General features: G+C 71.7%; 21 protein-coding genes. 14 read left to right on the forward strand and 7 right to left on the reverse strand.

The features are described 5' to 3' along the window. Positions 1 to 2 precede the first annotated feature (2 nt). On the forward strand, positions 3 to 1292 hold the full coding sequence (gene cysN / locus Dvina_RS04605) for a sulfate adenylyltransferase subunit CysN (RefSeq protein WP_223101113.1): 1290 nt from the start codon (positions 3 to 5) through the stop codon (positions 1290 to 1292). Here the strand turns inward: cysN and Dvina_RS04610 are convergent. After that, positions 1276 to 2049: a hemolysin family protein gene (locus Dvina_RS04610; RefSeq protein WP_223101114.1), complete on the reverse strand. Its 774-nt coding sequence runs from the start codon at positions 2047 to 2049 to the stop codon at positions 1276 to 1278. The genes cysN and Dvina_RS04610 overlap by 17 nt on opposite strands. A gap of 69 nt (positions 2050 to 2118) precedes the next feature. Here Dvina_RS04610 and galE point away from each other — a divergent pair, with 69 nt between their 5' ends. Beyond that, the gene (gene galE / locus Dvina_RS04615) at positions 2119 to 3084 is read left to right on the forward strand and encodes a UDP-glucose 4-epimerase GalE (protein WP_223101115.1); all 966 of its coding nucleotides are present in this window, start codon (positions 2119 to 2121) and stop codon (positions 3082 to 3084) included. Between the two features lie 6 nt (positions 3085 to 3090). On the opposite strand, the gene Dvina_RS04620 is transcribed toward galE, so the two are convergent. From Dvina_RS04620 to Dvina_RS04635, 4 genes are read right to left on the reverse strand one after another with little or no spacing between them, the layout of a single operon-like run. Continuing rightward, complete coding sequence (locus tag Dvina_RS04620; RefSeq protein ID WP_223101116.1) at positions 3091 to 4296, reverse strand: sialidase family protein; 1206 nt, start codon at positions 4294 to 4296, stop codon at positions 3091 to 3093. Continuing rightward, complete coding sequence (locus tag Dvina_RS04625) at positions 4289 to 4777, reverse strand: RNA polymerase sigma factor (protein WP_246656023.1); 489 nt, start codon at positions 4775 to 4777, stop codon at positions 4289 to 4291. Before Dvina_RS04625 ends, Dvina_RS04620 begins: the two co-directional genes overlap by 8 nt. 42 nt (positions 4778 to 4819) lie before the next feature. Next, on the reverse strand, positions 4820 to 6091 hold the full coding sequence (locus Dvina_RS04630; protein ID WP_223101118.1) for a hypothetical protein: 1272 nt from the start codon (positions 6089 to 6091) through the stop codon (positions 4820 to 4822). Then, positions 6081 to 6668 carry an RNA polymerase sigma factor gene (locus Dvina_RS04635; protein WP_246656024.1) on the reverse strand — a complete coding sequence of 196 codons (588 nt, stop codon included), beginning with the start codon at positions 6666 to 6668 and terminating at the stop codon, positions 6081 to 6083. The genes Dvina_RS04630 and Dvina_RS04635 overlap by 11 nt, the downstream gene beginning before the upstream one ends. A gap of 104 nt (positions 6669 to 6772) precedes the next feature. On the opposite strand from Dvina_RS04635, the gene trpS reads away from it, so the two are divergent. Genes trpS through Dvina_RS04655 form a run of 4 tightly spaced genes read left to right on the forward strand, consistent with a single transcriptional unit; the run spans position 6773 to position 9806 of the window. After that, entirely contained in the window at positions 6773 to 7807 is a 1035-nt protein-coding gene (gene trpS / locus Dvina_RS04640; RefSeq protein ID WP_223101119.1) for a tryptophan--tRNA ligase, read from the forward strand. A gap of 1 nt (position 7808) precedes the next feature. After that, positions 7809 to 8336, forward strand: coding sequence for a 2'-5' RNA ligase family protein (locus Dvina_RS04645; RefSeq protein WP_223101120.1), 528 nt, complete (start codon positions 7809 to 7811; stop codon positions 8334 to 8336). A 4-nt stretch (positions 8337 to 8340) separates the two neighbouring features. Next, positions 8341 to 9375 carry a YihY/virulence factor BrkB family protein gene (locus Dvina_RS04650; protein WP_223101121.1) on the forward strand — a complete coding sequence of 345 codons (1035 nt, stop codon included), beginning with the start codon at positions 8341 to 8343 and terminating at the stop codon, positions 9373 to 9375. A gap of 8 nt (positions 9376 to 9383) precedes the next feature. Beyond that, positions 9384 to 9806 (forward strand): hypothetical protein, encoded by a 423-nt coding sequence (locus Dvina_RS04655; RefSeq protein WP_223101122.1) that lies wholly within the window; start codon positions 9384 to 9386, stop codon positions 9804 to 9806. On the opposite strand, the gene Dvina_RS04660 is transcribed toward Dvina_RS04655, so the two are convergent. Then, positions 9803 to 11233, reverse strand: coding sequence for a glycoside hydrolase family 13 protein (locus Dvina_RS04660; protein ID WP_246656025.1), 1431 nt, complete (start codon positions 11231 to 11233; stop codon positions 9803 to 9805). The genes Dvina_RS04655 and Dvina_RS04660 overlap by 4 nt on opposite strands. Before the next feature lie 10 nt (positions 11234 to 11243). Further along, a complete protein-coding gene (locus tag Dvina_RS04665) occupies positions 11244 to 12158 on the reverse strand; it encodes a MerR family transcriptional regulator (protein ID WP_223101124.1) in 915 nt (304 codons plus the stop codon). Positions 12159 to 12215: 57 nt separating this feature from the next. On the opposite strand from Dvina_RS04665, the gene Dvina_RS04670 reads away from it, so the two are divergent. The 8 genes from Dvina_RS04670 (at position 12216) to Dvina_RS04705 (ending at position 20766) form a co-directional block, all read left to right on the forward strand. Next, the gene (locus Dvina_RS04670) at positions 12216 to 12563 is read left to right on the forward strand and encodes a hypothetical protein (RefSeq protein WP_223101125.1); all 348 of its coding nucleotides are present in this window, start codon (positions 12216 to 12218) and stop codon (positions 12561 to 12563) included. Between the two features lie 191 nt (positions 12564 to 12754). Further along, positions 12755 to 13816, forward strand: coding sequence for a BMP family lipoprotein (locus Dvina_RS04675; RefSeq protein WP_223101126.1), 1062 nt, complete (start codon positions 12755 to 12757; stop codon positions 13814 to 13816). Between the two features lie 94 nt (positions 13817 to 13910). Continuing rightward, a complete protein-coding gene (locus Dvina_RS04680) occupies positions 13911 to 15446 on the forward strand; it encodes an ABC transporter ATP-binding protein (protein ID WP_223101127.1) in 1536 nt (511 codons plus the stop codon). After that, entirely contained in the window at positions 15443 to 16618 is a 1176-nt protein-coding gene (locus Dvina_RS04685) for an ABC transporter permease (protein ID WP_223101128.1), read from the forward strand. Before Dvina_RS04680 ends, Dvina_RS04685 begins: the two co-directional genes overlap by 4 nt. Then, positions 16615 to 17874 carry an ABC transporter permease gene (locus Dvina_RS04690; protein ID WP_223101129.1) on the forward strand — a complete coding sequence of 420 codons (1260 nt, stop codon included), beginning with the start codon at positions 16615 to 16617 and terminating at the stop codon, positions 17872 to 17874. Before Dvina_RS04685 ends, Dvina_RS04690 begins: the two co-directional genes overlap by 4 nt. Before the next feature lie 142 nt (positions 17875 to 18016). Further along, positions 18017 to 18688, forward strand: coding sequence for a cytidine deaminase (locus Dvina_RS04695; RefSeq protein ID WP_223105320.1), 672 nt, complete (start codon positions 18017 to 18019; stop codon positions 18686 to 18688). A gap of 85 nt (positions 18689 to 18773) precedes the next feature. Next, the gene (locus Dvina_RS04700; RefSeq protein WP_223101130.1) at positions 18774 to 20051 is read left to right on the forward strand and encodes a thymidine phosphorylase; all 1278 of its coding nucleotides are present in this window, start codon (positions 18774 to 18776) and stop codon (positions 20049 to 20051) included. Positions 20052 to 20088: 37 nt separating this feature from the next. Next, a complete protein-coding gene (locus Dvina_RS04705) occupies positions 20089 to 20766 on the forward strand; it encodes a DUF4272 domain-containing protein (protein WP_223101131.1) in 678 nt (225 codons plus the stop codon).

Here is a 20766-nt window from a genome sequence, read left to right on the forward strand (position 1 = left end):
CCATGACCTCGGTTCTGGAGACGCCGCAGCAGCGGCAGATGGACCTCCTGCGCTTCGCCACCGCCGGCTCGGTCGACGACGGCAAGTCGACCCTGATCGGGCGGCTGCTGTACGACTCGAAGGCGATCTTCGAGGACCAGCTGGAGGCGGTCGAGGCGACCTCGCGCTCCCGCGGTGACGAGTACACCAACCTGGCGCTGCTCACCGACGGCCTGCGGGCCGAGCGGGAGCAGGGCATCACGATCGACGTGGCCTACCGGTACTTCGCGACGCCGCGGCGCAAGTTCATCATCGCGGACACGCCCGGGCACATCCAGTACACCCGCAACATGGTCACCGGCGCCTCCACCGCCGACCTGGCGCTGATCCTGGTCGACGCGCGCAAGGGCCTGGTCGAGCAGTCGCGCCGGCACGCGTTCCTGTGCTCGCTGCTGCGGGTGCCGCACCTCGTGCTGTGCGTGAACAAGATGGACCTGGTCGACTACTCCCAGGAGGTCTTCGACCGCATCGCCGACGAGTTCACCTCGTTCGCGGCGAAGCTCGAGGCCCCCGACCTGACGGTCATCCCGATCTCGGCCCTGCACGGCGACAACCTCGTGTCGCGCAGCGAGCACATGCCCTGGTACGAGGGGCCCTCCCTGCTGCACCACCTGGAGCACGTGCACATCGCCTCCGACCGCAACCTCGTCGACGTGCGGTTCCCGGTGCAGTACGTGATCCGGCCGCAGTCCACGACGGTGTCGGACTACCGCGGGTACGCGGGCCAGGTCGCCTCCGGGGTCATGAAGCCCGGCGACGAGGTCATGGTGCTGCCCTCCGGGTTCACCACGCGCATCACGCACATCGAGACGGCCGACGGCGAGCTCGCCGAGGCGTACCCGCCCATGTCCGTCACGATCCGGCTGGCCGACGAGATCGACATCGCCCGCGGCGACCTGATCTGCCGGCCGAACAACGCCCCGGCCGTGGCCCAGGACATCGAGGCGATGGTCTGCTGGATGGACGAGACCCGACCGCTGACGGTCGGCGCGAAGTACGCCATCAAGCACACGACCCGGGCCGCGCGGGCCGTCGTGCGGGGGCTGCAGTATCGCCTGGACGTCAACACGCTCCACCGCGACGAGGCCGCCACCCAGCTCGGGCTGAACGAGATCGGGCGGGTGAAGCTGCGCACCACGGTGCCGCTGCTGGCCGACGAGTACCGCCGCAACCGCACCACCGGCGGCTTCATCATCATCGACGAGCAGACCAACCGCACGGTCGGCGCCGGCATGATCATCGAGGCCGGCTGACGGTGATCAGGGCCACGCGGCGGCCCTCCACGGTGTTGACCTGGAGGCGCCAGCCGTCGTGGCGGACGTGGTCGCCGACGGCCGGTACCTTGCCCAGCCGGGCCATGACGAAGCCGGCCACGGTCTCGTAAGGCCCGGCGGGCAGCGTCAACCCGGTCCGCTCGGCGAGGTCGGCCAGGTTGAGCCGCCCGTCGACCTCGTCCACCCGGGACGGGGACGGCGGCGCGTCGTACTCGTCGTGGATCTCCCCGACCAGCTCCTCGATCAGGTCCTCGAGGGTGACGATCCCGGCCGTCCCGCCGTACTCGTCCACGACCACCGCCAGGTGCCGGCCCTCCCGCCGCATCTCCGACAGCGCCGCGAGCACCCGCTTGCTGGCCGGCAGCCGCTTCACCTCCCGGGTCAGGCCGCGCAGCGGGGCCTGCGGGTCGTCGGCGGTGAGCGTCAGGTCGCGCAGGTGCACGAAGCCGAGCACATCGTCCGGGTCGCCGTCGATCACCGGGTAGCGGGAGTGCCGGGCCCCGCGCACCGCCCGGATCGCGTCGTGCACCGTGAGCGCGGCGTCGAGGAACACCACGTCGGTGCGCGGCACCATGACCTCACGCACGTGCCCCGTGCCCGAATTCACCGTAATGAGGGTCCGCAGCTCGGCCTCGGATATCAGGGCTGAGTGCGGGGTAGCGTGCAGGCGCTGGGCCCAGCGGATCAGCAGGGCGGCCGCGGCCTGCCGCAGGGTTCCGGGGCCGGGCTCCGGCATGGGGCAAGTGTATTCTCCCGCGCCAACGTGTATTTTTGTTGGAACGCGTCGACTTTTGGGAGGTTTCTCGTGAAGCTGCTCGTCACCGGGGGTGCCGGGTACATCGGCAGCTGCGTCACCGCGCTGCTGCTCGACGCCGGGCACGAGGTGGTGGTGCTCGACGACCTCTCGACCGGACATGCCGAGGCGGTGCCGGCCGGGGCCACCTTCGTGCCCGGCCGGGTCCACGACGCGATAGGTGACGTGCTCGACCCTTCCTTCGAGGGGGTACTGCACTTCGCCGCCTTCATCGCCGCTGGTGAATCGGTGCAGAAGCCGGAGAAGTACTGGCACAACAACGCCGTCGGCACCCTGCACCTGCTCGACGCCATGCGCGCGGCGGGCGTGAAGCGCCTGGTGTTCTCCTCCACGGCCAACGTCTACGGCGACCCCGACTCGGTCCCGATCCCGGAGACGGCCGCCGTGCGCCCCCCGAACCCGTACGCGACCTCGAAGCTCGCCGCCGACCACGCCCTCACCGGCTTCGCCGTGGCCCACGGCCTGTCCGCGGTCAGCCTGCGCTACTTCAACGTCGCCGGTGCTCTCCACCGCCCCGACGGCACCATGATCGGCGAGCGGCACGACCCGGAGACCCACCTGATCCCGATCGCGCTGCAGGTCGCGGCGGGCAAGCGGGAGAAGCTGCAGATCTTCGGCGACGACTACGACACGTTCGACGGCACCAACATCCGCGACTACATCCACGTCGCCGACCTGGGCGCCGCCCACCTCCTCGCCCTCGGCACCATGGACGGTGCGGGCCACCGCATCTACAACCTCGGCAACGGGACAGGCTTCTCCAACCGCCAGGTCGTCGAGGTCGTCCGCTCGGTCACCGGCCACCCGGTCCCGCTCGAGATGGCCCCCCGCCGCCCCGGTGACCCGGCGCAGCTGGTCGCGTCGTCGGACAAGGCGAAGCGGGAACTGGCCTGGACGCCGCAGTACGCCGACCTCGCCGTGATGGTCGGCGACGCCTGGGCCTTCATGAACCGCTGACGCGCGTCACTGGGCGTCGAGCTTCTGCCAGGTCGATCCGTCGGCCGAGAAGCCCGTGTAGATCGTCGACATCTTGTACGCCACGTAGCCGGCCTGCGTCCGAGCCAGGCGCATCGTCGGGTGCAGGCCCTCCAGCCGGACCCACGAGACGCCCTCGTCCTCGGAGACCAGCCAGTGGCCGTAGCCGTCGACCATCAGCAGCCGGCCGTCGAGCAGCGGGACCAGGTCGCCGCCGATGGTGGCCTGGCCGGCGGTCGGGTGCGGCGGGGTGAAGCTCAGGCCGCCGTCGGTCGAGGTGGCCACGGCCAGCAGGCGCTCCGGCGTGGTGGTGGCCTCGTTCGGCCCGACGATCGAGATGAAGACCTGGCGGCCCAGCATGGCGGCGCGGGCCGTGGCGGTCGGGGCGTAGCCCGGGAACTCGGTGACGGTCCAGGTCGCGCCGCCGTCGCGGGTCACGGCCACCGCCGGGCCCGCCGGGGTCCTGCCGCCGACCCAGAAGGAGCCGTCGCCCGCGCGGACGGAGGAGCGCCAGCAGACGGTCAAGGGCGGCTGCTGCGGTACCGGAGCCAGGACCCCGGCGGCCACGGCGGCCGTCTCGGCGCCGCAGTCGGCGTCGGAGAGGGAGACCAGGCGGGCGTTGCCGGTCAGCGGGGCGGCGGGGGCCAGGGCGGTGCCGCCGGACGCCCAGATCCGGCCGTCGGCGCTGAAGGCGCGGGTGTGGTGGTCGGCGCTGACGACCGTCACGCCGTCGGCGGCGACGAGCATGGTGGGCGGGGTCTTGTCCTTGGGCGCGACCGGCGACTCGACGGTGTGCCACGTGCGGCCGCCGTCGTCGGTGGTACTGATCCAGGCCCGGCAGCACTCGGTGGTGAGCAGGTAGCCGTGCTCGGCGTCCACGAACTCGGCGTCGCGGACCGTGCCCGGCAGGTCGGTCGGCAGGTGCGGGAGGCCGTTGATCGTGATGCCGCCGGCGCTCCAGGTCGCGGCCGGGTCGGAGGCGGCCACGGCCGGCGGCGGACGGTCGGCCGGCCCGACGAGGCGCAGCGCCACGCCCGCCGTGGCCAGGACGGCAAGCGTGGCGACCCCGGCCTGCGCGATGAGCCGGCGGCGGCGCAGCGTGGCGGCCCGGGCGGCGATGACCTCCAGCGGCGGCTGCTCGATCTCGAGTCCGCGGCCCTCCGAGCGCAGCCGCGACTCCAGCTGGTCAGGCACGGGCCACCTCGTATCCGCGCAGGCGGGCGGCCAGGGCGGTGCGGCCCCGGGACAGCCGCGACTTCACGGTGCCGCTGGGGACGTTCAGCGCGACGGCGATCTCGTCCACGCTGAGGTCGGCGTAGTAGTGCAGCACGATGACCTCCCGATAGCTGCGTGGGATGGCGTCGAGCGCCTCGGTCAGGTCGGTCCGGGTGTCCAGGTCGGGGGTGTCGCAGTGCTCCTGCAGCGGGCGTTCCCGCAGCAGGAGCCGGTCGAGGACCCGGCGGCGGCGCCAGCGGCGGCGCACGACGTTGAGCGCCACCGTGCGCAGCCAGGCCTCGGGGTTGTCGATGCCGGTGAAGCCGCGCGGGCGGGCGACGGCCCGCGCGAACGCCTCCTGCACCGCGTCGTGCGCCTCGTTCAGGTCCGTGGTGAACGCGTAGAGCTGCACCACCAGCCTGCGATAACAGGCGTGGTACACCTCGCCGACGTCGCCCACGCACACAACGATCCCCCGGGAGCCCGCCCGGTTCCCAGCAATTCAGTTGGGTAGGACGGTGGCCGAGACGGCCGCCTCCTGCCACGTCTTGGCGTCCTTGGAGATCCGGGCCGGGTCGCCCAGGGCCGCGTAGCCGCCGTCGACAGGCGCGATCATGCCGCCCGGGCCCGGTACCACCGCGAAATGTTCTCCGTCATTGCTCTCGAAGAACGTCGTCGTGTTGTCGGAGTGCACCCACATGAGCACCGAGCGGTCGGCCCGCACCAGGGCGCCCAGCTGGCGGTTGTCGAGCGTCTTGAGCTCGGGTGGCAGCGTGACGGCGCCGCCGACCTCGCGCCAGTCGAGCCCGCCGTCGCTCGTGCGGAAGAGCCGGATCGCGCTCTTGTACGGCACGAACGCCCACGCGTCCTTGCCGTTCGCTGTCGCGATCGTGGGGACGTCGTTGCCCGCCGGAGCGTTGAGGGTCTGCGCGGCCCAGTGCCCGCCCTGGTCGGTGGAGACGCTTACCGCCGGCGCCCCGGTGTGCAGGTCACGGCCGGCCACCCACCAGCCGGCGGCGGCCGGGATCGCGGTGGCGACCGTCCGCTGGGCCATCGGCGGCTGGCCGACGACGCTCAGCGAGCCGTCGGCCTCGCGGACGCCGAACAGGTCGCCGTACTGCACCAGCTGCACCGCCCGGTCGCCCGCCCCGAGGGCCAGGCGGTCGCTCGGGCCCATGACCGGCGTGCTCTCCTGCGGGTTGAGCTGGGTCTGGGTGTCCGGGGTGAGCTGGAAGCGCACGCTCGAGCGCGAGCCGCCGCCGACCTCGGCGCTGAGCATGAACACGCTCGGCGCGATCCGCATCAGCTGGACGCTGCCGATCTTGTCCAGCGGGCTGGTGCGCAGCGCGTCGACGACGTACGGGGTGCGCCGCTGGGTCTTGCCGCCGAGCGTGGTGACCTGCAGGCTGCAGCGGCGGGCCTGCGGGATCTCCACGCAGACGTCGACCGCGGCCACCAGGTCGTCGAGGCCCCCGGCCGCGGCCAGCACGCTGACCGTGGACTGGTAGCGGCCGGTCGGCGTGGCCGAGGGCGTCACCCACGCCTCGCCGATGTCCGGGTTGGGGCCGAGCACGGCCGGGCCGGGGCGGCCGAAGATCCCGGCCAGCGCGACCGGGGCGAGCACGCCGAGGGTGCCGACGAGCGCGCCTACCACTGCCATCCGGTCGCGCATCTTGACCCGGCCGGCCCGGCGGTAGAGCGAGGCGAAGTCCGGCACCCAGGTGGCCGCCTCGATCTGCTGGCGGAGGGTGCGGAAGTCGAGGTCAGGGCGCATCCCGCACCTCCTGCGACGGTACCGGCGCAGACACGGTGGGGGGCGCGGTGCGGCGGCGGGCGGACTCCGCCTCGCCGGCCTCGCCGTCGGTGAGTAGGGCGGCGAGCATGGCGCGGCCGCGGGACAGGCGCGCCTTGACCGTGCCCACGGGCACGCCGAGGGACTCGGCGACCTCGTGGACCGACATGTCGGCCAGGTGGTGCAGCACGATCGTCTCCCGCGTGGCCTGCGACAGCTGTTGCAGGGCAGCGACCAGGGCAACCCGGTTCGGGTCGACGCCCGGCACACTCTCCACCGGCCGGGCGACCCGGCCGCTGCGCACCAGTGTGTCGAACAGGCGCCGCCGCCGCCAGCGCGTGCGGGCCAGGTTCATCGCGACGGTGCGCAGCCACGCCTCCGGGTCGGCGACGTCGAGGAACTGCCGGGGCCGGGCCAGGGCGCGCGCGTACGCCTCCTGGACGAGGTCCTGCGCCTCGGCGTGGTCGCCGGTCAGCGCATACAGGGCGGCCACCAGGCGGCGGTAGTGCGCCTGGTACGCGTCGCGGACCGCCTCCCGGGCCTCCAGTTCGTCGCCCACCGCCCCACCTCCCTCGCCGTCACGCTATCCAGACAGACTCCTCCGCGGCCCCTCCGGTTGCCGCCCACCGGGCAGATAACCAAACGGTGAAGGCGCCTGTCAGAATGACGGTCATGTCGTCTCCCGCCCGGCCGCGGGTCCTCTCCGGGATCCAGCCCACCGCCGACTCGTTCCACCTGGGCAACTACCTCGGGGCGCTGCGCAACTGGGTGCCGATGCAGGAGACGCACGACACCTTCTACTGCGTGGTCGACCTGCACGCGATCACGATGGGGCACGACCCGGCGCTGCTGCGCAAGCGCACCCGGATCAGCGCCGCCCAGATGCTGGCCGTCGGCCTCGACCCCGAGCGCTGCACGCTGTTCGTGCAGAGCCACGTGCCCGAGCACGCCCAGCTCGCCTGGGTGATGAACTGCCTCACCGGCATGGGCGAGGCCGGCCGGATGGTCCAGTTCAAGGACAAGTCGGCCAAGCAGGGCGCGGACCGCACCACCGTCGGGCTGTTCACCTACCCGATCCTCCAGGCGGCCGACATCCTGCTCTACCATGCCGACGCCGTGCCGGTCGGCGAGGACCAGCGCCAGCACCTGGAGCTGACGCGGGACCTGGCCCAGCGGTTCAACACGACGTTCGGCCGGACGTTCACCGTCCCGCAGCCGTTCATCGTCAAGGACACCGCCAAGATCACGGATCTGCAGGACCCGACGGCGAAGATGTCCAAGTCGTCATCGACGCCCAACGGCCTGATCGAGCTGCTCGAGGACCCGGCCCGGGCGGCCAAGAAGATCCGCTCGGCGGTCACCGACACCGGCCGCGAGATCATCTTCGACCCGGAGCACAAGCCGGGCGTGTCAAACCTGCTCACCATCTACTCGGCACTGTCCGGCCGGACGATCGAGGAGCTGGTGGCGGCGTACGACGGCAAGGGCTACGGCGACCTGAAGAAGGACCTCGCCGAGGTGGTGGCCGAGTTCGTCAAGCCGATCCAGCAGCGCACGAACGCGTACCTCGACGACCCGGGCCAGCTGGACAAGATGCTCGCGATCGGCGCGGAGAAGGCGCGCGCGGTGGCCGTCCCGACCCTCAGGTCGGTGTACGACCGCATCGGCTTCCTGGCTCCCGGCGCGGCCGCCAACTGAGGTGGGCCGGACCACCATCGGCGTCGCGATCGACATCCCGCAGCCGTGGGGCGGCGAGCTCACCGCCGCCCGCCTGGCCGCCGGGGACCCGGTCGCGCAGCACGTGCCCGCCCACGTCACCCTGCTCGGCCCGACCGAGGTCGACGCCGCGGTGCTGCCCGCGATCGACAGCCACCTGGCCGCCGTCGCCCGGGCGCACCGGCCCTTCACCGTGCGGCTGCGCGGCACCGGGACGTTCCGGCCGATCACCCAGGTGGTGTTCGTGGCGGTCGCGGCCGGGATCGGCGAGTGCGAGCAGCTGCACACCGCGGTCCTGGCCTGCGCGGCGATCGTCCCGGCCGCGAAGTTTCCCTACCACCCGCACGTGACGATCGCCCAGAACGTCGACCCGGCGCGGCTCGACGCCGCGTTCGCCGATCTGGCCGGCTACGAGGCCGCGTTCGCCGTGGACGGGTTCACGCTGTTCGAGCACGACGACGGCGGCCGGTGGCGTCCCCATGCGGAGTACCGCCTGACGGCGGAGCATTAGGAACGTGAACGCCCTGGACCGGCTGGAGGCCGGGTTCGACCGGAGGATCGAGGCGGCGCGCCGTCGATCTCGGGTGTTCGACCACGTCTGGCGGGCCCAGCAGCGCTACTTCGACGTGGACGCGGTCCGGCTGGCCGCCGCGACCGCCTACTACGGCTTCTTCGCCGTCTTCGCGATGGTCGTGGTGCTGTTCTTCATCCTCGGCCGGGTGCTCGGCGGCAACAAGCTGGTCGTCGAGCGGATCCAGGTCTACCTGCAGGCGAACCTGCCGCAGTTGCAGAGCGACCAGATCTTCGCGGGCAGCCAGCAGATCGGCATCCTCGCCATGGCCGGCCTGATCATCGCCGGCGTCGGCTGGGTGGAGAACCTGCGCTCGTCGCAGCGGGCGCTGTGGCAGCTCCAGGAGCACCCCGGCAATGCGGTCGTGCGCTGGCTGCTCGACCTGGCCGTCCTCGTCGGCCTCGGGCTGCTGCTGCTCGTCTCGATAGGCATCTTCGCCGGGGTCCAGGAGCTGATCTACTGGCTGGCCGGGGACGTGGACCAGGACCCGGTGCGGGTGGCCCTGCGCGGCTTCTCCACCCTGCTCTCGGGCGTGGTCGACGTCTTTCTCGGTGCGGCGCTGCTTGTGGGGGTACCGAGGCTGCGTATGTCGCTTCGGCGGCTGTGGCCGTCGGCAATCCTGTTCGCCGTCGGGCTGGGGCTGCTCAAGACCCTCGGGAAGTGGTACATCACCCGCACCGAGCACAACCCGGCCTACCAGCTGGTCGCGGGCACGATCGGCCTGCTGCTGTACATGTACCTGCTGCACCAGCTGCTGCTGTTCGCCGCCGCGCTGTCCGCCACCAGCCCGCACGGCCGGGTCGTCGACCTGGCCGGGGGTGAGCCGCGGGCTGACGTGATGGCCGCCCGGCGGGCCGCGGAGCTGGTCGAGAAGGCGGCCGCGGAGGTCGACCACGCGGCCGAGGTCGCGGCCGACGTCGTCCCACCCGTTGTATCGTCCGGCGGTTCGCCGGGTGCCGAGCGCCCGAACCAGTCATGATGGGCGCCGTGGGTGCACTCGTGACTTTGGACCTGCCGGCCGACGCGCCGGCGCTGACCCTGCCGTGGATCATCACCTTCGGCCCGATGAACGACGAAGAGGAGTGGGAGCCGGTCGTCTGCGGCCCCTACGAGCGCGCGCATGCGCTGGCCCTGGCCGAGGCGGTGGTGGCCGACGAGGACCTGATGGCGGTCGTCGAGCCGCTCCAGCCGCACGTGACAGTCGCCCAGATCCAGGGTGACATCGCCGCGTCCCGGCTGGCCGCCGAGAACGAGGACGTGGAGACGGCGGCGCTCGACGCCGAGCTCGCCGGGTACGACGACCACGATCACGACCATGACCACGATCACGGCGACCACGCGCACGAGCCGCCGTCGGTCGACGAGATCCGGGCCGGCTTCGGCCGGATCGCCGCCAAGCTCAGCAACTAACCGCGCTCCATCCAGACCGTCGTGTCGGGCGGCAGTGTGCCGCCCACCGGCGAGCTGGCCAGCACCGGCTCCCTCGGCAGGGTGAACGCCGAGTCGCCGAGGTTGGCCGCGACAAGCAACCGCTCGGTTTCGAAGCACAGCACGCCGTCCGGGGCCGGGCGCCAGGTGAGGGTCGCGGCCGGGCGGCGCAGGCGCAGCGCGCTGCGGTAGAGGTTCAGCGTCGAGTCGGGGTCGGCCCGCTGGGCCGCGACCGTGAACGCCGCCCAGTCCGCCGGCTGTGGCAGCCAGGACCGCGCGCCGAAGCCGAACGGCGGCGCGTCGCCCGCCCACGGCAGCGGCACCCGGCAGCCGTCGCGGCCGAGTTCGGCGCCCCCGGAGCGGATGAACTGGGGGTCGGTGCGCACGTCGTCGGGCAGATCGAGGACCTCCGGCAGGCCCAGCTCCTCGCCCTGGTAGATGTAGGCCGAGCCGGGCAGCCCGAGCATGAGCAGGGCCGCGGCCCGGGCCCGGCGCCGGCCGGGGACGCCGTCGCCGAACCGGGTGACCGGGCGGCGGCGGTCGTGGTTGGAGATGACCCAGGTGGGCGGGGCGCCGACGGCGGCCGCGGCGGCGAGGGAGGCGTCGATGATCCGGCGCAGCTCGCCGGGGTCCCACGGGGCCTCGAGGAAGTCGAAGTTGAACGCCTGGTGGAGCTCGTCCGCGGCGACGTAGCGCGCGACCCGGTCCGGGGTGGTGTCGAAGACCTCGGCGACGGCCATGCGCTCGCCGGGGTACGAGTCGAGGATCTTGCGCCAGTCGCGGTAGATCTCGTGCACACCCTCCTGGTCGAACACCGAGGCCTCGGCGACGTCCGGCTTGACCAGGCCGTGGGCCACGTCGACCCGGAAGCCGTCGACGCCCCGGCGCAGCCAGAAGTGCAGGATCTCGCGAAACTCGTCGCGGACGTCCTGGTTGTCCCAGTTGAGGTCCGGCTGCGCGGGGTCGAACAGGTGCAGGTACCAGGACCCGTCGGGTAGCTGCGTCCAGGCCGGCCCGCCGAACAGCGACTGCCACCCGTTGGGCCGGTCGGCGCGGACGTACCTGTCGAAAAGCCCGTTCACGAACCAGGGGTGGGCCGAGGAGGTGTGGTTCGGCACGATGTCGACGATCACCCGCAGGCCCAGCGCGTGCGCCCGCTCCAGCAGCGCGTCGAAGTCGGCGAGCGTGCCGAACACGGGGTCGACGTCGCAGTAGTCGGCGACGTCGTAGCCGCCGTCGACCATGGGGGAGCGGTAGAACGGCGACAGCCACAGGGCGTCGACCCCGAGGTCGGCGAGGTGCTCGAGCCGGGCCGTGATCCCGGGCAGGTCGCCGATGCCGTCGCCGTTCGCGTCGGCGAAGCTGCGCGGGTAGACCTGATAGATGACCGCTGTCCGCCACCACTCCACGTGACAGACGCTACCCATCCAGGGTCGCCTTCAGGGCCGAAAGAAACCAGCTCCACCGGTGCATCGTGGACGGGATCGGGGGCCAGCCGTTGATGATCGCCATCAGCTGCCAGTAGCGCTCGGCCCGGGGCTCGTTGGCCAGCTCGAGCGCGTCGACGACCTCCCGGCGCAGCTGCGGGCCGTCCGGGCGCCCGGCGCCCTCCGCCCAGCGGGCCATGACCTCGTCGACCACCTCGCCCGGCGCGCGCCGGCCGCCGTCCTGCGCCTCGGCGATGACGTCGACGAACCATTTGATGTCCGACATGTCGGTCGGGATGATCCGCTCGGCGTCCGGGGCGAAGCTGCGCCGGCCCATTTCCCGCAGCCGCGCCCGGAAGTCCTCCGCGCGGAGCATCTCGGCCAGCTCGATCCACGCGTCCACCTGCGCGTCGGTGGGCTCGTCGGGCAGGTCGGCGGAGACGCTGCGCATGCGTGCGGTGAAGCTGCGCGCGTCCGGGGAGTCGGCGATGCCCAGGAAAATGCTCTCGAAGAACTCGTCGACGATCCGTTGCCGCTCGTCGGTGCTCGCCTGCGCGATCCGGGCCAGCCGCTCCAGGTCGCCCGGCGAGGTGTCCCGGCCCGCGGCGGCCCGCAGCGCGGCCCGGCGCAGCTTCAGCACCCGGATCTGCGTCCCCAGCGCGGCGGCGTGCGCGGCCGCCACCTCGCGCAGCGACGCCCCGCGGTCCAGGACCTGGCGGATGGTGGCCAGGTCGAGACCGAGCTCGCGCAGGGTCCGGACGAACTCCAGGCGCACCAGGGCGCCGTGGTCGTAGCGGCGGTACCCCGCTGCCGTGCGCGAGGACTCCGGAACGAGCCCGACGTCGGAGTAGTACCGGATGGTCTTGACCGGCAGTCCGGTGAGGCGGGACAGCTCGCCGATGTTCATGCCTGCATCGTCGACCCTCCAGCTGCGGGAGAGTCAAGGGGCCGCTACCTTGCGCGAGTGGAACCTTTGCGGCTCATTCTCCTGTTCCTGCACCTGATCGGCTTCGCGCTGCTGCTCGGAGGGTCGATCGCGCAGTACCTCACCGGGAAGCTGCGCATCAGCCCGGCCATGCTCTGGGGCGCCGTCATCCAGGTGGTGACCGGCCTCGGGCTCGCCGCTCCGCTGCGGGGCGGCGGCGACCACGAGCCGCCCACGGCGAAGCTCGCGGTGAAGCTCGTCATCGGCCTGATGATCCTCGCGATGACCTTCTTCTCGCGCAAGCGCGACGAGGTCAACCGGGGTCATTTCCTCGCTTTGGTCGGGTTAACGATCGTTAACGCCGCCGTTGCCGTGTTTTGGCGGTAACTATGGTGTTACAAGATCCATCCTTCGGGGCGGAGGGCGCCCGTCCCACGTCACGGGCCTATAACGCACTCCTCCCAACCCGGCTGCAAAGGCCGGAACGGCACCGTCGAGGGCGTACGCTCCCGCCGTTGGGTTCACCGCGTTCGGGCGGTGCTTTGGGAAGGGAGATCGTCTTGCGCCGAGTGCGTGGGATGAAGGTTCTCGCGACCGCCGCGGTGGCGTTTGTCGCGTTGGGCAGCATGACCGCTTGCGGTGATGATTCGAAGAGCGGTACGAGCGACAACGGCAGCGCGCCCGCCGGCAAGAAGAACGTCCGGGTCGGCCTCGCCTTCGACATCGGCGGCCGGGGCGACAAGTCGTTCAACGACTCCGCCGCCGCGGGCCTCGACAAGGTCAAGAGCGACCTCAACATCGAGGTCAAGGACCTGGCCGCGGTCGCCGGCGAGAGCGAGAACGACAAGTACTCGCGGCTGAAGCTGCTGTGCGACAGCGGATACAACCCGGTCATCGCGGTCGGCTTCGTCTACGACGGCGCGGACGCGGCGAACGGCCCGCTGGCCAAGGCGGCCAAGGACTGCCCGAACACGAAGTTCGCGATCGTGGACGGCGCGACGAAGGCGGACAACGTCGCCGACCTGACGTTCGCCGAGGAGCAGGGCTCCTACCTCGTCGGTGTCGCCGCCGCCCTCAAGTCCACCAAGGGCACCGTCGGCTTCATCGGCGGCTGCCAGGTCGACCTGATCAAGAAGTTCGAGGCGGGCTTCACGGCCGGTGCCAAGTCGGTCAAGGCCGACATCAAGGTGCTGTCCAACTACCTGTCGACCCCGGCCGAGGCATGCAAGGGCTTCAACGACCCGGCCGGCGGCAAGACGGCCGCGAGCGGCATGTACGACCAGGGCGCGGACATCGTCTACGCGGCGGCGGGCGGCTCGGGCACCGGCGTCTTCGAGGCGGCCAAGGCCAAGAACGCCCTCGCGATCGGCGTCGACTCGGACCAGTACAACACCGTCACCGACGCGTCGCTGAAGCCGGTCATCATGACCTCCATGCTCAAGCGGGTCGACAACGCGGTGTTCAACTTCGTCAAGGACTACGCGGCCGGCAACTTCAAGGGCGGCGCGACGGTCTTCGACCTCAAGGCCGACGGCGTGGGCTACGCGACCTCCGGCGGCAAGGTCGACGACATCAAGGACAAGCTGGACGCGGCCAAGGCCGACATCGTGTCGGGTAAGGTCACCGTCCCCACCAAGTAAGATCACGCTCAACCGGAACCACAATCGTTGTAGACATCGGGTGCTCGGCGGGGGACTGTGATCCAGTCCCCCGCCACATCTGTTAGGAGCCTGGATGACCGCGGATCCACCCGCCGTCGAGCTGAAGGGGATCACGAAGCGGTTCCCCGGCGTTGTGGCCAACTCCGACGTCAATCTCACCGTGCGCAAGGGCACGATCCACGCGATCGTCGGTGAGAACGGGGCCGGCAAGTCGACCCTGATGAAGATCCTCTACGGCATGCAGCCGCCCGACGAAGGCGAGATCATCGTCGACGGCAAGCCGGTGCGGTTCTCGTCGCCCCAGGGCGCGATCGAGGTCGGCATCGGCATGGTGCACCAGCACTTCATGCTGGCCGACAACTTCACGGTGACCGAGAACGTCGTGCTCGGCGCCGAGCGGCTGCACGGCATCGGGGGACGGGCCAAAGCCAAGATCCAAGAGATTTCGCAGCGGTACGGCTTGGGCGTGCGCCCGGATGAGCTGGTGGAGAACCTCGGGGTCGGCGACCGGCAGCGCGTGGAGATCCTGAAGGTCCTCTACCGCGGCGCCCGCATCCTGATCCTCGACGAGCCGACAGCGGTGCTTGTCCCGCAGGAGGTCGACGAGCTCTTCGGCAACCTCCGCGAGCTCATCCGCGAGGGCCTCACCGTGCTGTTCATCTCACACAAGCTCGACGAGGTGCGGGCGGTGGCCGACGACATCACCGTCATCCGCCGCGGCACCACTGTCGCCTCGGTCAAGCCGGCCGAGGTCACCGCCCGCCAGCTGGCCACCCTGATGGTCGGCAGCGAGCTACCCAGCCCGGAGGCCCGCGAGTCGACGGTCACCGACGAGCCGGCCCTGATCGTCGAGGGGCTCACGGTCGGCGGCGCGTCCGGCAGCCGCCCGCTCGTCGACAACGCGACGTTCACGATCCACCGGGGCGAGGTCCTCGGCATCGCCGGCGTCGAGGGCAACGGCCAGGCCGAGCTGGCCGAGGCCATCCTCGGCATGCGGGCCGCGACCGGCACCGTCCGGCTCGGCGCCGACGACGTGTCGGGCTGGAGCACCCGGCGCCGCCGCGAGGCCGGCATCGGCTACATCCCCGAGGACCGGCACCGCCAGGGCCTGCTCCTGGACGCCTCGCTGTGGGAGAACCGCATCCTCGGCCACCAGACCGAGCGGCCCAACGCCCGCGGCTTCCTCATCGACGTCGGCGGCGCCCGGCGCGACACCCAGCGCATCGTCGAGCAGTACGACGTGCGCACCCCCAGCATCGACGTGGCCGCCGTGGCCCTGTCCGGCGGCAACCAGCAGAAGCTCATCGTCGGCCGGGAGATGAGCCACGAGCCGAAGATCCTCATCGCCGCCCACCCGACCCGCGGGGTCGACGTCGGTGCCCAGGCCGCGATCTGGGACCACATCCGCAACGCGCGCATCGCCGGCATGGGCGTGCTGCTGATCTCGGCCGACCTCGACGAGCTCATCGGCCTGTCGGACTCGCTCAAGGTCATCTACGGTGGACGGCTGGTGGCCGACGCCGACCCGGCGACCGTCACCCCCGAGCAGCTGGGCGTCGCCATGACCGGCGCGGCGAGCGATGACGAGACCGAGGAGACCCCCGAGTGAGCGCGGCCACGACATCCGTCGCCTCCCCGCCGCCGTTCTGGCGGCGCATCGACCCGGCCAAGCTGCTGCCGCAGATCCTCGCTCCGGTGGCGGCGCTGCTGCTGGCCGCGGCCATCTCCTGGATCGTGCTGGAGCTGACCGACAAGGACGCGCTGCAGGCGTTCAACGACATGTGGGAGTTCGGGCAGAAGCCGGACTCGATCGTGGAGATCCTGAACAAGGCGAGCGAGTACTACATCGCCGCCATCGCGGTCGCCATCGGCTTCAAGATGGGCCTGTTCAACATCGGCGTCGAGGGCCAGTCGAAGATCGGCGCGTTCATGGCCGGCGCGCTGGCCAGCGCCTCCTTCATGAGCTGGGTGCCCGGCCCGGTGCGGATCGCGATGATCATCGTCGTGGCCGCGCTCGTCGGCGCGGCCTGGGCCTCGATCGCCGCGCTGCTGAAGACCCAGCGCGGGGTCAGCGAGGTCATCTCCACGCTGATGCTCAACGCGATCGGCGCCCAGGTGGTGACCTGGCTGCTCAACGACCACTGGGGCGTGCAGCAGCCGGGCGCGCAGATCAAGACCACCGGCGTGCTGCCCAAGGACTCCTGGATGCCCGGCCTGCCGATCGTCAACGGCACCGAGCAGAAGGTGCTGGGCTTCCTGGTCATCGCCGTGGTCCTCGGCATCGCCTACTGGTTCACCATCAACCGCACCCGCTTCGGCTTCGACCTGCGGGCCACCGGCTGGAACCCGTTCGCGGCCACCGCCAGCGGCGTGAGCGCCAAGAAGATGGTCATCACCGCGATGGTCGTCTCGGGAGCGGTCGGCGGCCTGGTCAACCTGCCCCGCATGCTCGGCGAGACCCACACCTACACCGAGGGCTTCGGCGGCATCGGCTTCACCGGCATCGCGGTCGCGCTGCTGGGCCGCAACCACCCCGTCGGCATGGCCCTGGGCGCGATCCTGTGGGGCTTCCTGGCCCGGTCGCAGCTCATCCTCGACCTCGACGGCATCCCGAAAGAGATCGTGGTGATCATGCAGGGCGTCGCTGTCCTGTCCGTGGTCGTCGCCTACGAGCTGGCCAACCGCATCGGCCGCCGGGCACAGCAGCAGCGGGTCGGGGCCGCCACGGCGGCGCCGGTCGGCTCGGCCCCGCTGGCCGCGAGCGCGGAGGAGTCGAAGTGAGCACCGACGCCATCCTCTCCGAGGTCACGGCCGGCCCGGCCGCGCCCCGCAAGCGCCGTCTGAGCACTGCCCGCATCCTGCTCATCGTCGCGGGCGTGCTGATCGGCCTGTCCCTGGTGCACCTGCTGACCGGGGCCGACGACGTCACCTCGCAGGGCGCCATCCAGGCCGCGCTGCAGGCGGCCGTTCCGATCGGCCTGGCCGGGCTCGGCGGCCTCTGGGCCGAGCGGGCCGGCGTGGTCAACATCGGCCTCGAGGGCCAGATGATCCTCGGCACCTGGTTCGGCGCCTGGGGAAGCCTCCAGTTCGGACCCTGGATCGGCCTGCTCGTCGGCATCGCCGGCGGCGCGATCGGCGGCCTCCTGCACGCGCTGGCCACCGTCACGTTCGGCGTCGACCACATCATCTCCGGTGTGGCCATCACGCTGCTGGCGCCGGGCGTGACCCGCTACCTGTCCTTCATCACCTGGGGCAGCGCCGGCGCGACCCAGTCGCCCGCGCTCCAGCCGGACCAGACGATCCCCCGGGTGTCGGTGCCGGGCGTCGACCACCTGGCCGGGCTCGAGAAGCACCACTGGTTCCTGATCAGCGACCTGGCCGGCGTCCTGCGCGGCCTACTCGTGGACGTGTCGCTGGTGACGGTGCTCGCCGTGCTGCTGATCATCGGAACCTGGCTGGTGCTGTGGCGCACCGGGTTCGGCCTGCGCGTGCGCAGCGTCGGCGAGGACCCGCAGGCGGCCGAGAGCCTCGGGATCAACGTGTACAAGTACAAGTACTACGGCGTCGTCATCTCGGGCGCGATGGCCGGTCTGGGCGGCGTCTACCTGGCCACGGTCAGCTCCGTGATCTTCCGCGAGGGCCAGACCGGCGGGCGCGGATACATCGGCCTGGCCGCGATGATCTTCGGTAACTGGCGGCCCGGTGGCCTGGCGCTCGGCGCCTCGCTGTTCGGATACACCGACGCGCTGCAGCTGCGGCGCGGGTCGGAGTCCCTGCACGCCCTGCTGATCCTGGTCGGGCTGCTGCTGCTGGCCCTGGCCGCGTGGGAGATCCTGCGCCGGCGCAACTACATCGTCGGCGGGGCCGCCGGGGTCCTCGGCATCGGCGCCTACGTGCTGTTCTTCACGGTCGACACGATCCCGACGGCGCTGGTGCAGGCCGCGCCGTACATCACCGTGCTCGTCGTGCTCGCCCTGGCGGCCCAGCGGCTGCGGATGCCCGCGGCCGACGGCAAGCCCTACCGCCGCGGTGGATGACGCGGGGCCGACACGCTCCGGCCCCGGGCCGGTTTTGATTGTTGTTGCGAAGCCCAGAGCGAAACCGGGCTGGGTGGAAGATGGTGTGGTGAACCCTTCATCGGTTGATTGGGCCGCGCTGCGCAGCGCGGCGGTCGCGGCCATGGAGCGGGCGTATGCGCCCTACTCCAAGTTTCCGGTCGGTGCCGCCGCGCTCGTCGACGACGGCCGGGTCGTGGTCGGCTGCAACGTCGAGAACGCCTCCTACGGCCTCGGCCTGTGCGCCGAGTGCGGCCTGGTGTCCAGCCTGCAGGTCACCGGTGGCGGCCGGCTCGTCGCGCTGGCCTGCGTGGACGCCGACGGCGCGCCGCTCATGCCGTGCGGGCGCTGCCGGCAGCTGCTCTGGGAGCACGGCGGGGCATCGCTGCTGATCGACCACGCCCGGGGACCGCAGCCGATGTCGGCGCTGCTGCCCTACGCGTTCGACGACGCCGACCTGGCCCGCGTCAACGATCGGGAGCTCGACCTCGGCCCGACCGTCCCGGCCGCGCTGGCCCTGAAGGTCGGCAGCGGCACCGTCTTCGTGCACCCGGACGTCGCCGAGGGCCGCCAGGTCTGGACGTCGTACTGGGAACGCTCGTCCGGCACCGGTGAGGACGAGCCGGCGGGCATCCTGGAGGAGGGCCCGATCTTCGCCACCGCCGGCGAGGCCGTCGACTGGGGCCGCATCCGCACCCCGCGGGTCGTGGTCGTCGACGCGCAGGGCACCGCCAGCTGGGCCGGCGACACCCCGCGCCCGGCCGGCATCGAACAGGACTGGAGCAGTCGATCATGAGCGGTACGGAGCGCAGCGGAGTGGCCGCTCATCAGCAGTGCGGGGCGGGGCTCAGGGCGGCGCCGGAGCTTGCGGAGGTGCTGGCATGAGCTTCGCGGCCGTGGACATCATCCGTACCAAGCGCGACAAGGGCGTACTGAGCGACGCCCAGATCGACTGGGTGGTCGCCGCCTACACCCGCGGCGAGGTGGCCGACGAGCAGATGAGCGCCCTGGCCATGGCCATCCTGCTCAACGGCATGACGCCCGGCGAGATCGCCCGCTGGACCGCGGCGATGATCGCCTCGGGGGAGCGGCTCGACCTGTCCAAGGTCGGCCGGCCGACCGTCGACAAGCACTCCACCGGCGGGGTCGGCGACAAGATCACGCTGCCCCTCACGCCGCTCGTGGCCGCCTGCGGCGCGGCCGTGCCGCAGCTGTCCGGGCGCGGTCTCGGCCACACCGGCGGCACCCTTGACAAGCTGGAAGCCATCCCCGGATTCGGGACCCGCCTGTCGAACGACGAGTTCGCGGAGCAGCTGCGCACCGTTGGCGCGGCCATCTGCGCGGCCGGCGACGGGCTCGCCCCGGCCGACCGCAAGCTCTACGCGCTACGGGACGTCACCGGCACGGTCGAGGCGATCCCGCTCATCGCCAGCTCGATCATGAGCAAGAAGATCGCCGAGGGCACGTCCGCGCTCGTCCTCGACGTGAAGTTCGGCGCGGGCGCGTTCATGCGCGAGGTCGCCGACGCCCGCGAGCTGGCCCGCACCATGGTCGAGCTGGGCAAGGCCCACGGCGTCACCACCGTCGCGCTGCTCACCGACATGGAGTGGCCGCTCGGGCGCGCGGTCGGGCACTCCGTCGAGGTCGAGGAGTCGCTCGAGGTGCTGGCCGGGGGCGGGCCGCCGGACGTGGTCGCGCTGACCCTGGCCCTGGCCCGGGAGATGCTCGACGCGGTGGGTCTCGGCGACGCCGACCCGCAGGAGGCGATCGCGAGCGGGCGGGCCATGGACTCGTGGCGGGCCCTGGTGCGCGCGCAGGGCGGCGATCCGGACGCGCCGCTGCCGGTCGCCAACGAGGTGGAGACCATCACCGCGAGCGCCGACGGGTTCGTGTCGGGGCTCGACGCATACGCGATCGGGGTGGCCGCCTGGCGCCTGGGAGCCGGCCGGGCCCGTAAGGAGGACCCGGTGAGCGCCTCGGCCGGGATCATCCTGCACCGCCGGCCCGGAGACCCGGTGCACGCCGGTGACGTGCTCATGGAGCTGCGGGCCGAGGACGCCGCGAAGCTTCCGGCCGCGCTGGAGGTGGCTCGCGGTGCTGTCGGCTTGGCTGAGGTACCCCCGGCTAAAAGGCCCTTGATTCTCGACCGGATCTCCTGATGCGCACCCCGTCCGAACGTACGGTTATTGTGCCCCGGTGATCACCACGGCGCCGGATCCGCAGCGCGTGCGGGAGGCCAGCCTCGAGGAGCTGCACCGCCTGCGGCTCCCACTGCCCCCACCCGACTTTCCGCTGGTCTGGGAGCCGGGAGACCAGCTCCGGCTGCGCCCCGGGCCGGAGATCGAGGCGCGGGCGGCGATCCTCAACGTGGTGCTGGCCCGGGCCTACGGCCTGCCGCCCGAGCTCGGCGTGCAGTGGCTGAGCGAGGCCCGCCTGGTCAGCCGGCTGACCCCGCCGGAGTGGCAGTTCGTCGCCGAGTCGACCGGGGACCAGCACGCGTTCGCCCGGCACGTGGAGGCGCTGTTCGCACTGTCGTGGCTGCTCGGCATCGCGATGGACCTCGACCCCTTGCGCCCGGCGGACGCGGAGGGGCTCAGCGAGCGCCTGCCCGACCTGCGGCAGGGGGAGAGCTTCGAGGCCTGGCGCCGGCGCACGCTCGTCGCCCTGCGCTCGGCGTCGGCCGCGGCCCAGCAGCTCGACCTCTACTACTGCCTCGGCTGGTCGCTGGGGGAGTGCGAGCGCCGGCAGCTGCCCCCGCCGGTCGAGGCGAACGTGGCCGTGCAGCGGCGGTGGGCTCTGGAGTGGGCAGTCGTCTTCGCCGGGCCCTACCACGGCGCGGCCCCCGGCTGGGAACAGGTCGACCTCTCTACATAA

Source organism: Dactylosporangium vinaceum (genome assembly GCF_019904175.1).
GTDB classification, from domain to species: Bacteria; Actinomycetota; Actinomycetes; order Mycobacteriales; family Micromonosporaceae; genus Dactylosporangium; species Dactylosporangium vinaceum.

What these genes read in the sequence shown, in the direction of transcription:
- Dvina_RS04695 (WP_223105320.1), top strand. Translation starts at nt 18,017, where the DNA reads ATGGAGCGGGCGTATGCGCCCTACTCCAAGTTTCCGGTCGGTGCCGCC.
- Dvina_RS04610 (WP_223101114.1), bottom strand. Translation starts at nt 2,049, where the DNA reads ATGCCGGAGCCCGGCCCCGGAACCCTGCGGCAGGCCGCGGCCGCCCTG.
- Dvina_RS04675 (WP_223101126.1), top strand. Translation starts at nt 12,755, where the DNA reads ATGAAGGTTCTCGCGACCGCCGCGGTGGCGTTTGTCGCGTTGGGCAGC.
- Dvina_RS04680 (WP_223101127.1), top strand. Translation starts at nt 13,911, where the DNA reads ATGACCGCGGATCCACCCGCCGTCGAGCTGAAGGGGATCACGAAGCGG.
- Dvina_RS04665 (WP_223101124.1), bottom strand. Translation starts at nt 12,158, where the DNA reads ATGAACATCGGCGAGCTGTCCCGCCTCACCGGACTGCCGGTCAAGACC.
- Dvina_RS04630 (WP_223101118.1), bottom strand. Translation starts at nt 6,091, where the DNA reads ATGCGCCCTGACCTCGACTTCCGCACCCTCCGCCAGCAGATCGAGGCG.
- trpS (WP_223101119.1), top strand. Translation starts at nt 6,773, where the DNA reads ATGACGGTCATGTCGTCTCCCGCCCGGCCGCGGGTCCTCTCCGGGATC.
- cysN (WP_223101113.1), top strand. Translation starts at nt 3, where the DNA reads ATGACCTCGGTTCTGGAGACGCCGCAGCAGCGGCAGATGGACCTCCTG.
- Dvina_RS04700 (WP_223101130.1), top strand. Translation starts at nt 18,774, where the DNA reads ATGAGCTTCGCGGCCGTGGACATCATCCGTACCAAGCGCGACAAGGGC.